This window comes from Kutzneria buriramensis, assembly GCF_003387475.1.
GTDB classification, from domain to species: domain Bacteria; phylum Actinomycetota; class Actinomycetes; order Mycobacteriales; family Pseudonocardiaceae; genus Kutzneria; species Kutzneria buriramensis.
Window position 1 is genome coordinate 1 of the sequence record NZ_QUNO01000046.1, and the last position, 15,433, is coordinate 15,433.

Genomic DNA, 15,433 nt, shown 5'->3' on the forward strand with positions numbered 1-15,433 from the left:
GTGGACAAGCCTGTCACTCGACGCTTGGCAAGCACAGCAGCACGATCCACACCAAGATCATCTCACTCGTGATCCACAACCATGCACGAGGTCGTTAGGCACGGCCACGGCGAGCAGGCGATTGCCGTGCTCCTTCCATACGCTGCAAGCGGAGATCTGTCAGCCGCGGTAACCTTGGCAGAGTTGCTAGCCAATCACGACTACTGCGACGCCGCTCTCGCTGTACTGCGACCCCATGTCGAGAACGGGGATTTCTTCGCAGCTGGTGCGGTGGCTGAACTACTGATCAAGTTTGGTCGCATCGATGATCTGACCGCGCGCGCAAATGCGGGCGACGACTTTGCCGCTGCGGCGTTGGCTGACGTCCTGGTCACGTCTGACCGATACGATGAGCTCGTCCGGCGCGCCGAGGCAGGTGACAGCTATGCGGCTGCGGGACTTGCCGACTTGCTGGTGAAGCATGGCAGTGTCGAGGAGTTGATCCGCCGGGCTGATTCCGGTGACGACCATGCTGATCAGTGTCTGGCCGAGTTGCTGGCAGATCAAGGCCGTATCGATGAGCTGTACGCGCGCGCGAACACTGGCAGCGAGCGCTGCGCAAGCGTATTGGCCGAGGTTTTGGCCAGGTCGGACAGCTACAACGAGGCCATTGCAGTGCTGCGCCCCTTCATGGCCGGCGGCAGCGTCCGCGCCGCTGACCACTTCATCTCGATGCTGCTCCGCTGCGAACGGGAGGAGGAGTTGGACGCAGAGGTGGCCGCCGGCACACCTGGTGCTGTACATGCACTTAGTACTGCAACGACAGGTCGTGATGTCCGCGTCTCCGGTAGTGACTGATGCGGGCACGGGTCTGGCTTGTTCGCCGCCAGTTCGACCAGTGCACGACATGGTCGATCGTGCGGGTCAAGGGCGCGGCTATGCGGTTCCAGAGGCGGCGGATCTCGTTAGAAGACAAGGGAATCAACCAGTCGTCGACGCCGGGAGTCGCGCCCCTTTTTCGCGGCGTCTCGGGTGATCACCAGAAACGCCGCCGCGGCCATGGACAGTGTGACGTGGCGATACCAGGCCTGGTAGCCACGGACCTGGTAGTGGTCCAAGCCGGTCTCGTTCTTCGCTGTCTGAAAGGACTCCTCGATGGCCCAACGAGATCCCGCCACCCGCACGAGTTCGTCGGCCGTGGTGCCGGCGGGGCCGAAGCAGACGTAGTAGGCGATGTCGGTGGGGTCGGTCAGGCTACGACGAGCCAACAGCCAATGCCCCCACTCCTGCAACCGCAGCGGGCGGATGTCGACCACCGCCCAGTGGTATCTCCTCTGCCCATGGGCGCCATCGCCACAGCTCATCCGTGTCCAGCAGTCCTCGGCGACCGCGGCGACGACCCGATCGACACGCGCCTTGGTCAACTGCATCGTGACCACCATCGAGTTCTTCGCCACCGCCAATACATGGGCGATGCCCTCGGATTCCAACCACATGCGCAACTTCGTGTCCACGCCGTAGGCCTCGTCCCCGGTGACCCACCCGAACGGCACCCCGGCCGTCATGGCGCGGGCGATCATCCGTTGCGCGAGAACGGGTTTGGTCGCCAGCGTCACGTCATCGGGGATGCCGGCCCCGCGGCAGCGTTCGCGGTCGGTTGTCCATTCCTTGGGCAGGTACAGTTCCCGATCGATCAGAGCCCGTCCATGTGGGGAGGCGTAGGCCAGGAACACACCGATCTGCGAGTTCTCGATCCGGCCCGCGGTCCCGGAGTACTGGCGAGCCACCCCGGCGGACTTGGTGCCCTTCTTCACGAAGCCTGTCTCGTCGACCACCAACACGCCCCGCCGCGCATCGCCGAGCGCCTCGATAACCGCGGCGCGGACGTCATCACGCAGGCCGTCGGTGTCCCAGGCGTAGAAGTTCAGCAACCGCTGCATGCGTTCCGGGCCGGCGTCCCCGGTGGCCTCCGCCAGCGTCCATCCGTTCTTCCGCTCGGCCTCGCTGAGCAGTCCCCGCACGTAGGACCGCATCTGACGTCGTGACTCCACGCGAGGAAACCGGGCCGCGAACCGACCCACGAACGCCTCGAAGCTCGCCGACCACCCAGCCGCCATCTCCACCAACACGCCAAGATCAACTACCAGAGCTAGACCTCAGGTTACAACCTGTCGTTGCAGTATTAGAAGGTGTTTGAGATCCTGGCCGCTCCCGAGTACCACTGACCTCCGACATAGTCGATCAGATGGCACGTGACCACCGGTACCCCTCGGACCTGACCGACGCCGAGTGGGCAGTGGTCGAGCCGCTGTTGCCGCCACCGACGGCGCATCCCCAGGGCGGACGCCGGGAGAAGCACCCACGTCGCGACCTCGTGGACGCGATCTTGTACGTGGTCCGCTCGGGCTGCTCCTGGCGGCAACTTCCGGTCGACTTCCCACCCTGGGAGACCGTGTACTGGTACTTCACCCGCTGGGAACAGCAACGCCTGACCTTCCGCCTGCTCGACGCCCTGCGGGCGCGGGTCCGCACCGACGCCGGCCGCGATCCCGACCCGAGTGCCGGGCTCATGGACTCCCAGACCGTCAAGGGCGCCGACACCGTCGGCGCGGACACCCGCGGCTACGACGCCGGCAAGAAACCAGGCGGCCGCAAGCGGTTCATCGTCACCGACACCCTCGGGCTGCTGCTGGCCGTGGTGGTGCTGCCGGCGTGCGTGCAGGACCGGGACGGCGCCAAACGCCTACTGCTGGAGCTGCACCACCGCCAACACCCGCTGCTGTCGACCACCCGCCGCCGAACCCGCCACTTGTTCGCCGACGCCGGCTTCGCCGGGGCCCTGGTGGAATGGGCCCACACCACGCTGCGCACCACCATCGAGATCGTCCGCAAACCCCCAGGCCAGCGCGGATTCGTGGTGATACCGCGCAGGTGGGCGGTCGAACGGACGCTGGCGTGGCTAACCGGTTACCGGCGGCTGGCACGAGACTAGGAACGCCACCCCGCCACGTCCGAGGCCTTCATCCGGTGGGCCTCGATTGCCACGATGACCCGCCGCATCGCTCGTCGCGCACCGGCCATGCGTCCGGGACGACGCCGCTTCGGCCTTGCTACCTGAAGATCTCAAACACCTTCTTAGGTACCTGCGGTTGAAGTCGAAAGCTGCCCCGCAATGACGTTCGATCCGGTGTGGCCTGCGCATCTGTTAGGATGATTGTGCCACGCTCACGGAAAACCGCGGATAGTGCACTCCTATGGGTGGATCTGTTGTCGTACTTACGCCGATGGATTGCAATCAACAAATCAATTTGGAGAAGGCGTTCAAGGGGTCGAAGGTGATTCTCGACCGCATGGGCACGTTCGATGTGCATCGCGTCGCTGAGGCCGATCCGGAGGAGTTCGCGGCTCTGGTGTCGACGCCGTCGGCGATCCACTGGTTCCCGGGGGCATGGCCAAGCGGTTGCAGACGTTGGCCCGGTCCCTGGTGGAACACTACGACGGCAAGGTCGAGTCGCTGTGGAAGCAGGGCAAGCCGGATGGCGCGGAGGTGCTCACGCGGTTGACCGGGTTGCCGGGGTTCGGGAATCAAAGGCGCGAATCTTCCTGGCGTTGCTGGGGAAGCCGATGGGGGTGAAGCCGGCGGGGTGGCGTGAGGCCGCCCGGAGCGTACGGCGAGGAGGGTTCTCGGCGGAGCGTGGCGGACGTGGTGGACGCGAAGTCGCTGGGCGAGGTGCGGCGTTCAAGAAGGCCGCCGCCAAGGGCTGAGCTCACAGGGAAGGCCTCAGGTCCGAGGTGAACTGCTAGACGCCAACTGGCCGACAGGCGCATGCGCTTCGTTCCGCGCACTGAAATAGGAAGCCTTCATCCCGTCGGGGTACTGGGCGACGGAGTCCGGTGCCAACCCGGGCGGGATCCAGCCCCTTCTGTAGCCTCTCCTTCAATCGCTGGAACGGCCGAGTGCAGCCACACAGTATTCGCTCGTCGCGGTGTTCTCCCAGTTCGTAGACCTTCTGGCGATTCGCCATGCCGCAGTGGTTGGTTGTAGCCAGCCAGCGGGCGGCTGCTTGGACCGGGTCTTCGAACTCCACGGAATTGAGCAGTTCGGTCATGACCTCCAGGGTGCATGGCGGCCATCGGGTCTCGCCGCTCCTGCCGGATGGGAGATCAGGCGGTTGTCGAGTGTAGGCCGGATCCGTCGAGGGGTGACGAACGAGTGGATGTGGACCGCGACGCCGTCTGCGGCGAACTGCTCGATCCGGTTCACGTCTTGATCGCTGAGGCGGCAGTCGGTCACCAGATGGACCTCCACCAGCGGGTGCAGCGACATCAGTTTGTCGATAAGTCCGGTCCACACGTCGGCTGCCTTGGACATTGGCTGGGGCCTGCCGCCGTGAGTCGGATCCAACTGTGTGCCGACCCGCTTCATCTCCTCGACAGAGAATTCGTGCAACAGTCGATTGTCGGCCCGCGCTCCGCCGAACGTGGAGACGAGCAGTAGATCGGCGTCGTGCAAGGATGACACCCAACGGTTGTCGTCGTCGTTGGGTGTCGTCGACATCGAGGTCAGGCAGGCCTCGGCGGCGCCGACGGGCATGCTCGCGCTGACGTCCACCGCGATGATCGTGACCCGCCACGGTGCGAGCACATGCCAACACCCTTTCAACCACGCTCTCGTCCGGGTGAGGGAATCTGAATCGGGTAGAAGCGCATCCGCCATGCCGACTATCGTGTCGCCGTATGTCTGGGGGGTGAAGGCCACCCGAAGCCGTCAGCGGATGGTACGAAGCGCCCAGGATCCGGTTCGGCCGCCAGGCGAGCAGTGACAGGACTTCGCCGGTCATGAGCTGTCGAGTCATCGTCCGTCCAGACTTCACCTCGACGGCCAACAACACGCGTTCTGCCAAGCTCCCCGGCCGAGGCCGCGCCGAACTCGTCGTAGCGGTGACGAGTATTTCCGGCCGGTCGCGGGCCCCCTCGACCAGGGACGCGGGTGGCACGGCCTGGTGCTGGTAGTAGCACCGCAGTTCGTCGTCGTCCGCGAGGCTCGCCGTCGCGATAGGTGAGGCGTTGACCAGTCCGGAACGGAGATCCCACACGCCGCCGTCGGTGCGTGGTTCCATCGCCGGTGGTCCATGCTGTCCATGACCACGTGCAGCACCCACAATTCGAACACCTGCCACCGCGCCCGCCAGTAGGGGAGTTCGAAGAACGCCCGAAGCATGTTCACGGCATGCGGCACCGGCGCACTGCTCCTCGCGGCTGCCCGCCGCGGCATTCAGCGGATCGAAGGGCAGGATGCCGACCGTGCACAGGTCCGGGTCGCAGCGCTCAGACTGGCGTTCGGGCACGATGTGCGGCGAGTGGAGCTGCATGGTGGGGATGCCTTGTATGACAGCGCATTCGAGCCTGACGCGGCGAGCAGTGTGGTGTGTGTGCCTCCCTCTAGTGACCGGAGCTGGAATCGTCAGGAGCTGCTGCACGACATCCGCTGGACGTATGGCGTGCCGACTCAGGCCGACGCGGGCCTGGCGTGGATCCAACACGTACTGAGCGGGGCGCGGCCAGGCGGCAGCGCCGTTCTGCTGTTGCCTCCGACGGTGGCCGGTCGCCCGTCCGGATCGACGATTCGAGCGTCACTCGTACGCGGCGGCGTGGTTCGCGCAGTCGTGGCGCTACCGCCGGGCAGCGCTGCCCAGCATGGGGTCCCCTTGCAGGCCTGGGTCCTGGAGCGGCCGCGGTCCGCGGAGCCAGTGCCGAGGCCTGTCCTGTTCGTCGACGTTTCGAGCCACTCGACCGGCTCCGCGCTGGACGTCGCGATGCGGTCTTGGACGGCCTTCCGCGACGGGACGGACACCTTCGCCGGGCTCACCGGCGTGGCGAGGAGCGTGCGGGCGGACGAGATTCTCGCAGTCGACGCTGATCTCACGCCGAGGCGGCACGTGGCGTCGGTTGGTTCGCTGACGTCGGTCGCTCAGTTCATCGAGGACCGTGCGCGCTTCGCGGCGATGGCGGCGGATCTGGCGCGATCCTGTCCCGACATCGACAACGAGGTGCTCGATGCCGGTCGGGGCGCAGTCGACGTCTCGCTGGGCGAACTGGCCCAGGCCGGTCAGATCATCCTCCTGCGTCCCGGCCGTGGCCGCCGGGCTGAGGCAGACGACGATCTTCCGCTGGTCCACCCGCGTGACATCGCCCTCGGCTGGGCGCGAGCCACCTTCTCCGGGCCACAGCCATCCCCAGCGGGTTCCGCGGTGCGGGTCGACGATGTCGTGGTTTCCCCGTTGCTCGACAGCAAGGGACAGATTCCAGCACGGGTGGCCGATGCTTCCGTTGCCGGTGCGGGGTTGGCACCGGACACGTTCCTGATACGTGCCGATTCAGCGGTAGTGGACCCCTGGTACCTGGTGGGATTCCTCAGCAGCACGATCGGCGGGCTCCGCGCCGCGCAGGTGGCTGCCCTTGCCGGTGGGCGATCGAGGTTCGCACCGGATCGACTTCGTGTCTTACTGCCCGCCATCGATGTGCTGCGCGAGTTCGGCCGAGTCTTCCGTGAGACGACGGATTTCGTCGACCGGGTGAGAGACTTTGCCGGGCTTGGGCGGAGCCTGGCGCACCGTTTCACCATGGATTCGGTGCGTCGGCTCAGCAGTTCCGTTGACGAAGATCGGCACGTCGCGACGCAGGAACTGTCGGATTCTTCACCCATCTGATGTTGTTCGGAGCTTCGTAGTGGGCAGGGACAGTCGTCGTAAGGCTGACCATCGAGGAGTCCTTTCAAACAGCGAAGTACGGACCGGCTTGGACCACTATCAGGTCCGTGGCTACCAGGCCTGGTATCGCCACGTCACACTGTCCATGGCCGCGGCGGGTTTCTGGTGATCACTCGAGGCGCCGCGAAAAAGGGGCGTGACACCCGGCGTCGACAAGGGGTTGATTCTCTTGTCTTCCAACGAGGTCCGTCGCCTCTGGAACCGCATCGCCGCGCCCTTGACCCGCACGATCGACCATGTCGTGCACTGGGCGAACTGGCGGCGAACAAGCCAGACCCGCGCCCGCATCAGCTACTACCGCAGACGCGGACATCACGACCTGTCGTTGTAGTACTAAGCCAGTTTCTGGCCGGAGGTCTACAAACGGTTCGCCTCGCAAGAGAAAGCCGTTGATACACAACACATCCTGGACGGACCACGCGACCAGCCCGGTCGCGCAGCTGCCGACGGCGATGATCGACTCACACTCGGACGGGGCCGAGACCATCGAACGCGCCATCTGCGCGTGGATTGAGGCCAATAAGGTCAACGGCCGCAAGCGCCATACCATGTTGGACGCCCGTGGTTCATCCTGGCGATACTGGTGACGCGAGTCTCAATCCAGAATCAGGCCATTGCTTGCGCGCTGATGCCACCTCCACACGCCGTAGGCGGCAACCTCGTCCGGTTTGCTCAGTGCCGATGGTGGTTGCGCCGGTACGCTTGTCGCCTGAGCCCAGAGGGGCCTTCGACCTAGCGGTGGAGATCGTCAACGTCCCGACGTGCCCCGCTCCACGATGCCGTCCGCCGCAAGGCGGTGCAGGAAGGCCCCTGGTCTGCGTTATGGGCCTCGGCCGATGACACCGCAACTACAAGGCAGAGGTCAGCAACTGACCGCCAGGCGCGTGACGCACGCTCAGGAAGCGACAACGCTGACCGATGCCAGCTGGATACCCCATGCCGACGCCGAACTCCGCAGAATGACAGCAGAAGAGTCGCATTTTTCGTAAAGTCATCGGATCGCGTCAGTCGGTTGATGCTTCGAACGGGAGCGCACAGTCGCAGTGACTCAAACCACACGAAACGTCAAGTTAACAAGCTCTGAACACGCTTGGCATTGCCGAGACCTCTATGTCAAGCTACTTGAGAACTAAGAACAACACGCAGGGCGTCATTCAACGGACGGTCCCGATGGGCTATCAACCAAAGGGAACGTCAATTTACCCCACGGTCAGTGGGGCTCTAATTAGCGCTCCTCTTCAACGTGCATTAGTTAACACCTACCCCACACGTGATTCTGTCAACCATGCACAAATGTGCAGAACTGGATAGGTAGGGCGAGACTCGATGCCGGCAACCGTCATTCTGTAGGTCCGCTTACCGTCTCAAGAAATAGGATTAAAGATGAATCGTGCCAAAAACCGGACAGTTACCTTCTTTGTCCAACAACGGGAATTCGGCGTGGACGCCGGCTTTATCGCGCAGAGGCCAATGATCCCGATCGCCTGCGCGGCCGCCAGGACCGTCGCCGTCGGAATAGCCGCCGCTTTCGCCGCCGGCGCCGCCCTGGTTGCAGCGAACCACTACTTCGGCCACCAAGGCAGAACGGAGGTGCTCGTGGACGGCCAGCACGTTGCCGACACTTCCGTGAGCGACCTGGTCGATGTCCGCCTTCTCGCATTCATGGACTGAGGGCGCGTCTTGGGCGATCAAGGCGATCGATCGTTTAGAAAAGGTTAGGACGGTATTCGGAGTGTGAAATAGACGGCAGTGACTGATCGTGTGTTCGTGCCAGATGGTCGCCGGTGACAGTCAAAACGGCCTGGCCATTGTGCGCTCAATTACCTCGCAGCGACCCGCGTTATCGATGGACTCGACTCCCTTTGGGGATCGCAAACGCAGTTCATCAGGTGGATGCAAGTGGACATGAATGCCCCTTGTCCTGGTGTGCTGTGCGGTGGGCGCCCACTCCGCCAAAGTCTCGGGGAAGCAACCGATAGCACCAGGTGCAGGGTCCGGCGGTGGGTTCCCGACAGGAGCAGCTGCTGGCGTGGTGCAGTTCCAGCAGCAGGCGCTCGGCGCCGTCCTGGTCCTGCACAGACGCCAGCAGCACCACCACGACCAGCAGCAGCCCGAGGGATGGGTGACGGACTTCTTGCGGCCGTTGAGTTTCTTGCCCGCGTCCTAGCCGTGGGTGTACCCGCCCACTGCATCGGCGCCTTGACGGTCCGGGAATCCATTAGCCCGGCGCTGGGATCGGGATCGCGACCGGCATCGATGTGGTCCCACACGCCCTGAGGGATTCGAGCGGCAGGCGGGAGGTCAGACGTTGCTGTCCCAATAGGTGTGGCGCAGTACGCGGTCGCCCAGGGCGGTAAGTCGATCGGCAGTTGCCGCCAGGACCAGCCCGAGCGGACCACGTACAAGACCGCGTCACGGGCCTTGCCCAGGGACTTCAGCGAGTACGCGGACACCTGCACGGCGGTGGCGGCGTCCTCCCACGGCGCCTCCAGGAAGTCGGCGCCGAGGGTGGAGGGCGGGCCGTAGGCGATCGAGTGCAGCACGCCGTCGACGCCGTCGAGGTGCTCGCGCACCTTGCCGGGCAGCGCTTCCAGGTGCTCGGGGTTGGTGACGTCCAGCTCGATCACCGGTGCCTCCTGGGGCAGCCGCTTGGCGATCCGCTCCACCAGGCTGAGCCGGCCGAACCCGGTCAGCACCACCTTGGCGCCTGCTCCTGCGCCACCCGGGCCACGTGGAAGGCGATCGAGGCGTCGGTGATCACCCCGGTGATCACCAGGCGCTTGCCCTCGAGCAGTCCGGTCACGTGCTTTCCTCTCCAGAAATGACTAGCGGCCAACTGTCCAGTCGATGGCGTAACACTCCATCCCAAACAGGCCATCAGACACGACCGAGCCACGATGCGTAATCGCGACCTTGCCGCCTGGTGCGATGAGCGCCTGCCTGACGGCGAGGCCGATGTCACGGTCGCTGTGGGGGACCGCCACGGACCGTGCCACTGGTGTCTCTCGCCGAATGGTCCGCAGACGAATCTATCTGCTATCACCAGCCCGACCCGAGTGTCGGTTGTCCGCCTCCGCCAAACGCGGTCCGTATTTCGGCACATTGCGCATCAGCCACGGGCCGCGGCACAACCAATCCTCGGCCTTCGTATGGTGCCCAAAGCTGCCGGCGGTCAGCTTTGGCTAAGTGGTGCCGGAGGTCGTCGCACGGCAGTTCGGTTCAACGGGCTCACCAACGCCGCCAAATCCATCGCCTTCTCGACCACCGTCGCTCTGGGGTGACGTCCGCCGATGAGTGAACGGCAGAGCGTTCAACTGGTCGAGTCTTGGCGCAGGTAAGTCGCCAGCGAGACTACCGCCAGCGTGGTGTTCACTGCCGAGATGACTGTGGTGAACGTCGCGACCTTGGCCGGAAGTTCACCCCGCCAACCGGCATAGGCTGCTGCTACGGTGTCGGTCGTGGATCAAAACCGCCTGCGACAGCACGCGACGGGCCGACGCGTCATTTGCCCGCAGTGTCAGGAGATCCAGGCCGAGCACGATCGTCCGAACGCCGAACATGCGAGCCGGATAGACGAACCTCTTGTCATCGCCCAGCTCGCCACCGAGCTGTGCCGCCATGCGCTTGGCTGCGAAAAGCCCCGCCACACCGTTGAAAATCCGGATCCCGGCCAAGGCCAACCGCGTCACGTCACCAGTGTTCATGGCACCACCGTAAGCGACAGTCCGTCCGTCTTGAGCCCAGACCCCCTTTGTAAAGTGGCAGATCGCCCGCCGGATCGGCAAGCGGGCATCCTGTCACCGCCGGAGAGAACGCACCGCCTACAGTCGAAGTGAACATGACGACACGGCGAGGCCATTCGAGGTGGGATTCGGAAATGCGCTGACGTTGAACGAGATGGTAACGGCCCGACCGCCCGTTCCACCTTGGTCTTCGACAGAGTTCGACGAATGCGACACCGATCGGAGCGGTCGAGGATTGACCGTCTCGGTTTCTTCTCGCGCCCCGCATGCGACGCCACGAGCACCTGGCGTCGCTCGCGGGTGTTCTGCGCGGCGGAGGCAACGGGTTGGCGACCACGCGCCGACAGTTCGGCCATTGTCTCCGCCAACTGAACCACTGGGACCGGGGGATGCCGGCTGGTCTGGTCCCGGCATCCCCCGAGGCGACGGAGCCCGACCCCGTCAGTACATCGCACAGGCTGTGACCGCTCCGTGCGACGTGTGGATGATCATTCGCTTTTCTCTAGTAGAGGTCTATCCGATTTTCGATGAGGGAAGATCTTCCGCGCATCGCGGGACTCGTCGACGATCCGCGCATGGATAAGACCTACCCTCGCCTGGCCCACCGGGAAGACAACAGATTGCCTCTTGAAGCAGGTCAAGGCTGCCGCCAACGCCGGGAACGCGCGCTACAGCGTGGGCTTGCGCTCGCAGCGCACGGCGAGCCGGCGATACCCGAACAGCCACGCGGATGGGTCGGCCGCGCAGCGAGGTGCCAGCCTGGGCTGGTCCTTTTCCGCGCGGCCTCCCGCCGAGCCGGATGTGATGGTTTCCCGATCGTCCGGCTCTCCAGTGACTACTGCGTGAGCGATGTGGCCGTGGCAGGAGGCGCAGACCACGAGGTTCTTGCGTCGCCTGTTGGCCATGGCCTTGGCCCACAACGGTTGAAGCGGCCCGGGTTTGCCGAGGGCAGCCAGTGCGCGGACATGGTGGACTTCCACCTCGCCCGGTTGCTGGCAGACCTCGCAGACATCCGCGAGGAGCCGCGTGATGAGTTCCTTGTGCGGGTAGTCGACCCGGGCCGGTTGGCGGTCGGTGACCGTCGCCGTTTTCTGCCGGTGCAGTGGTGTCTCACCGAATCGTGCGACCAGTGGTCGCCTGCCCTCGCGTTCGATGCGTGCCTCGAAGCAGGTGCGTAACCCGTGCGGTGTCTGGATCTTGGCTTTGTGCTTGGCCGCCATCTTCGACACCGTCGAGCGGTGCTTGCCTGCCAGGGTCTTGAGCATGGAGGTCTCCATGACCCAGCGCAGCCGGTGAAGCCGGTAGACGTCTCCGGCGAGCAGGTAGTACTGGACGATGCCCCGGTAGATGGCCCCGTAGGTGGCGACGATGGTGTGGTCGCTGCCGTTGGTCCGGGCCGGTTGCTTGGCGGGTTTGCCGCGGTGCAGATAGGGGGCGGACTTGGCCTTGATCACGTCCCGGGGGACACGAAGGGCGATCTGGCCGTTGACGCGTCGGTAACGGCTGGTCTTCTTCGTATCGTTGTGCTGGACGGTGATCTCGTAGCCGAGGAACCGGGCCGCGCCTGTGCGGGCGTGGGTGATCAGCGTCTTGTCCTGGGAGAGTTCGAGCTTGAGTTCGTCGCGCAGGAACTCCGCCAGGCGCTGTTTGATGTCCTCGGCTTCGGCCTTCGGTCCGGTGAACCAGAGCAGATGGTCATCTGCGTACCTGCAATACCGCAGCCGCCGGTATCCCGGGTCGTCCGGGTCGGCGCTGGGCAGGCTGACCATCCGCCGCCGCAGTGCGCGCGCCGCTGGGCGGTCACCACGTCGACGAGCCGTTGCCAGCTGCGTTTGCAGTCTCAGGTAAGCAGGGTTGCGTGCCCTGCGCTCCCCTCGGGTGTACTCCGGAATCAGCACTGTCTCGACGAACTGATCCAGCTTGTGCAGGTAGATCGAGGACAGGATCGGTGAGGCCACCCCGCCCTGGGGAGCCCCGGACAGGGTCGCGCCCCATTTCCAGTCCTCCAGGTATCCGGCCGTGAGCATGTTGCGCACCAGGCGCAGGAACCGGTTGTCGTGGATCTTCTCCGACAGGATCGTGATCATCAGGTCGTGATCGAGCGATCCGAAGCAGTCGGCGATGTCTGCCTCGATGAACCAGGCCGTTCCGGTCCAGGTGTTGGCGATCTCCCGCAGTGCGGTGTGACAGCCTCGACGTGGCCGGAACCCGTGGGACCGATCGGAAAACGTCGGCTCGTAGTACGCCTCCAACAGCAGACACACCACCTCGCCGACGAGTTTGTCCGACCAGGTAGGCAGCCCCAACGGCCGGGTCTTCGCGTTTTTCTTCGGGATGTGCACCCGCCGGGCGGGGGCGAATCGGTAGCGCTCGTGGCGCATCGCATCGATGATGCGGCCGATCTTCGCCTGGGACATGCCGTCCACGGTCTCCCGCGTGACCCCGGGCGTCATCGCGCCGTGGTTGGCGTAGATGCGCCCGTAGGCCAGTAGATACAGCTGTGGGTTGAACAGTTGCCGATACAGCTCGTCAAGCGGCAGGCCGCGCCTGCCGCGCTCACGCAGGACACTCAGCATCGTTGCGGCGCTTTGCATTTCGCATACATTCCGAGTCTGAGGTGTCCGGTCACCTGGCCCCTTTCGCCCTGCGGACGGCTTTCCCGTCCTCCCCGGCCGGTCGTGACTCCGGCGACTACTACGAGGCCTCCGTCGCCATAGGACTCGCGTCCGGTAGGCGATCCCGCGTTCGTCCCTGTTGTACGTGGCAGCGTGACGTAGGCGGCCCATTCATCTCCTTCAACACCCTCGCTGGGCGTCGCCCCGCGCTCTGGAGGTTGCGTCGGCCGACGTTTCGAGGCTGACGCAGAGCGTGGCACCGGTTTCAGCGGTCTTTCCGGTGGATGGGAACTTGCATCGACTGGAGATTAGGCTTCAGGCAATTCAGCTTTCGCCGTATCACGCGGGTCCCCCCGACGCGCCGTCCCTGACCACTGGACCCGGCCGTCGGGTTAGCTGGCATGCCGAAACATCGCCCGAGGCCTCGGCGGCTTCGACCAGCCGGCGCTAGTTGCCAGCCTCTCCAACGAGGGCTCCACGCTGTCAGTCGCCAAGCTGGCTGAAGCTTTGATCGCGACTTGGTGAACCGCTCGACGGAATTACAGGCCCATGATAGTGGGCGCAGGCGAGCGCCACTTCATCCAGCATCTATGCAACGAATAACCGAGCAATAATGGCGATTCGGGCCGTTTCGGGCGATTTGACGAATAAGCGACCGGAAGCCATTATTCGGTATTTTACAGCTCCGCCTAATGATGTAAGGCCAATGCGGCAGACCGCTCGGAGCAGTCCTAAATCGCCAGATTAGTACTCATTGCGTCCATAGTGGTATGTCTCGAGGTGTCACAATTGACGAAAGGTTGAATTAATTGACTAGCTCACTTGTCGGAGTACTTACACGCGGCGAGAAGTGACCTGCACCAGGTCCTCCGGCAGCCGCGCCTGCGGCACGAACCGGTCGTCGAAGAGGCGATGGCCGCGCAGGCGCTGCGCCTGCTGGCCACCCGGGACACCGAGTGCGCGAGCGTCGAGCAGCTCGGTCAGGCGGCCGCCGAGGCGTTCCGGCAGCGCCCGGACTACGCCGTGGTCACCAGCTTCCCGGGCCTCGGCGACCTGACCGGCGCGCGGGTGTTCGCCGAGATCGGCGACGACCGGGTCCGCTTCGCCGACGCCCGTTCGCTCAAGGCGTTCGCCGGCTCCTCGCCGGTGACCAAGGCGTCCGGCAACAGCGAGTCCGTGACGTTCCGGCGGGTGAAGAACGACCGCCTGGCCGCCGTCGGCTGGATCTGGGCCTTCGTCGCGTCCACGAAGACCCCGGGCGGCGCAGGGCACTACCGGCGTCGGCGGGACCGCAGCGACCGCCACGCCGCCGCCCTGCGGCACCTGTTCAACCGGCTGCTCGGCCAGCTCTACTTCTGCCTCCAGATCGGCCAGCTGTTCGACGAGGAGAGGGCCTTCCCGAACTTCGCTGACCAGCCGCAGCCGACCGCCGCTTGACGGTTACGCCTGATCGGAGGTCTGACCGCACTCTATGTCAAGGTCGATGACCATCTCGGCAGGCCCACCCGGACCGGACGACCACCCCGACTGTCCGACGCCGAACTACTCACCCTGGCCGTGGCTCAAGCCCTGCTCGGCATCCGCTCCGAAGCCCGCTGGCTGCGGTTCCCGCCCCGCCACCTGCCCGGCGCTTTCTCCTACCCGCCACAGCAATCGGGCTACAACAAGCGACTGCGCAACGCCGCCCCCCTGCTCAAACAGGTCATCCGCGTGCTCGCCCTGGACACCGACCTGTGGACCGACGCCACCTGGATCGTCGACTCCACCCCGGTCGAGTGCGCCCGCTCCCGCGAGACCACCAAACACTCCGAGCTGGCCGGCTGGGCCGGCTACGGCTAGGGCTCCAGCCACTCACGGTTCTTCTGGGGCCTGCGCCTACACCTGATCTGCACCCCGGCTGGGCTGCCGATCGCCTGGGCGCTGGCGGACCCGAAACTCGACGCGCGGGATACGGCTGCTGCGCCCCCAACTACCGCAACCGCGCCCCGCATCCGGCCCAGCACCTGCTCAAACCCGTATGGCAGCTGATCGAGTCGGTCAACGACACGCTGAAAGGCCAGCTCGATCTGGAGCTGCAAGGCGGCCGCACCATCGACGGCGTGACCGCCCGCGTCGCCCAACGCCTGCTCGGGCTGACCGCCGCGATCTGGCACAACCGTGCCACCGGCCAGCCCGTCACCCGATCCCTGATCGCCTACGACCATTGATCAGTTAGGACCTACTCGTCTAGTTGTACCTGGTCATGAGGTTGGTGACGGCGTGTCGGCTTGATCATGGGTGAGGCCTCCGGGTGCGGTGGTGATTGCGACGTCAGTCACCACAGCCG

Annotated in this window: 9 protein-coding genes and 4 pseudogenes; 8 read left to right on the forward strand and 5 right to left on the reverse strand. The window is 64.9% G+C overall.

Translation table 11 applies throughout. The annotated features are described in order from the left end of the window. Nucleotides 1-81 precede the first annotated feature (81 nt). Nucleotides 82-837 (forward strand): hypothetical protein, encoded by a 756-nt coding sequence (locus tag BCF44_RS55175; RefSeq protein ID WP_147329096.1) that lies wholly within the window; start codon nucleotides 82-84, stop codon nucleotides 835-837. Between the two features lie 107 nt (nucleotides 838-944). On the opposite strand, the gene BCF44_RS54255 is transcribed toward BCF44_RS55175, so the two are convergent. After that, nucleotides 945-2,096 carry an IS701 family transposase gene (locus tag BCF44_RS54255; RefSeq protein WP_116182443.1) on the reverse strand — a complete coding sequence of 384 codons (1,152 nt, stop codon included), beginning with the start codon at nucleotides 2,094-2,096 and terminating at the stop codon, nucleotides 945-947. 128 nt (nucleotides 2,097-2,224) lie between these two features. Between BCF44_RS54255 and BCF44_RS54260 the strand changes: the two are divergent. Continuing rightward, nucleotides 2,225-3,097, forward strand: a pseudogene (locus BCF44_RS54260) (IS5 family transposase). A gap of 987 nt (nucleotides 3,098-4,084) precedes the next feature. Here BCF44_RS54260 and BCF44_RS54270 read toward each other — a convergent pair. Next, nucleotides 4,085-4,624: a hypothetical protein gene (locus BCF44_RS54270; RefSeq protein WP_116182435.1), complete on the reverse strand. Its 540-nt coding sequence runs from the start codon at nucleotides 4,622-4,624 to the stop codon at nucleotides 4,085-4,087. Between the two features lie 574 nt (nucleotides 4,625-5,198). Between BCF44_RS54270 and BCF44_RS54275 the strand changes: the two genes are divergently transcribed. The 4 genes and pseudogenes from BCF44_RS54275 (at nucleotide 5,199) to BCF44_RS54295 (ending at nucleotide 8,420) form a co-directional block, all read left to right on the forward strand. Beyond that, a complete protein-coding gene (locus tag BCF44_RS54275; protein ID WP_116182436.1) occupies nucleotides 5,199-6,689 on the forward strand; it encodes an N-6 DNA methylase in 1,491 nt (496 codons plus the stop codon). A 41-nt stretch (nucleotides 6,690-6,730) separates the two neighbouring features. Beyond that, nucleotides 6,731-6,884, forward strand: a pseudogene (locus tag BCF44_RS54280) (IS701 family transposase); the annotation flags it as partial. Nucleotides 6,885-6,918: 34 nt separating this feature from the next. Next, nucleotides 6,919-7,080: a hypothetical protein gene (locus BCF44_RS56440; protein ID WP_170218282.1), complete on the forward strand. Its 162-nt coding sequence runs from the start codon at nucleotides 6,919-6,921 to the stop codon at nucleotides 7,078-7,080. A 1,052-nt stretch (nucleotides 7,081-8,132) separates the two neighbouring features. Beyond that, nucleotides 8,133-8,420, forward strand: a complete 288-nt coding sequence (locus BCF44_RS54295) for a hypothetical protein (RefSeq protein WP_147329097.1) — start codon at nucleotides 8,133-8,135, stop codon at nucleotides 8,418-8,420. A 746-nt stretch (nucleotides 8,421-9,166) separates the two neighbouring features. Here BCF44_RS54295 and BCF44_RS58440 read toward each other — a convergent pair. The 3 genes and pseudogenes from BCF44_RS58440 to BCF44_RS54310 form a co-directional block, all read right to left on the reverse strand. Continuing rightward, a pseudogene (locus tag BCF44_RS58440) lies at nucleotides 9,167-9,552 on the reverse strand (SDR family oxidoreductase); the annotation flags it as partial. 613 nt (nucleotides 9,553-10,165) lie between these two features. Then, the gene (locus BCF44_RS54305; RefSeq protein WP_116182440.1) at nucleotides 10,166-10,453 is read right to left on the reverse strand and encodes a hypothetical protein; all 288 of its coding nucleotides are present in this window, start codon (nucleotides 10,451-10,453) and stop codon (nucleotides 10,166-10,168) included. A 707-nt stretch (nucleotides 10,454-11,160) separates the two neighbouring features. Continuing rightward, complete coding sequence (locus BCF44_RS54310; RefSeq protein ID WP_211353715.1) at nucleotides 11,161-13,068, reverse strand: reverse transcriptase/maturase family protein; 1,908 nt, start codon at nucleotides 13,066-13,068, stop codon at nucleotides 11,161-11,163. A gap of 861 nt (nucleotides 13,069-13,929) precedes the next feature. Between BCF44_RS54310 and BCF44_RS54315 the strand changes: the two genes are divergently transcribed. Then, entirely contained in the window at nucleotides 13,930-14,544 is a 615-nt protein-coding gene (locus tag BCF44_RS54315; RefSeq protein ID WP_116182442.1) for a transposase, read from the forward strand. Nucleotides 14,545-14,553: 9 nt separating this feature from the next. Beyond that, nucleotides 14,554-15,314, forward strand: a pseudogene (locus BCF44_RS59510) (transposase family protein). Nucleotides 15,315-15,433: the final 119 nt, after the last annotated feature.

Excerpts from the sequence above, each read along its gene's own strand:
- BCF44_RS55175 (WP_147329096.1), top strand. The coding sequence starts at position 82 with ATGCACGAGGTCGTTAGGCACGGCCACGGCGAGCAGGCGATTGCCGTG.
- BCF44_RS54255 (WP_116182443.1), bottom strand. The coding sequence starts at position 2,096 with ATGGCGGCTGGGTGGTCGGCGAGCTTCGAGGCGTTCGTGGGTCGGTTC.
- BCF44_RS54275 (WP_116182436.1), top strand. The coding sequence starts at position 5,199 with ATGTTCACGGCATGCGGCACCGGCGCACTGCTCCTCGCGGCTGCCCGC.
- BCF44_RS54295 (WP_147329097.1), top strand. The coding sequence starts at position 8,133 with ATGAATCGTGCCAAAAACCGGACAGTTACCTTCTTTGTCCAACAACGG.
- BCF44_RS54305 (WP_116182440.1), bottom strand. The coding sequence starts at position 10,453 with ATGAACACTGGTGACGTGACGCGGTTGGCCTTGGCCGGGATCCGGATT.
- BCF44_RS54310 (WP_211353715.1), bottom strand. The coding sequence starts at position 13,068 with ATGCTGAGTGTCCTGCGTGAGCGCGGCAGGCGCGGCCTGCCGCTTGAC.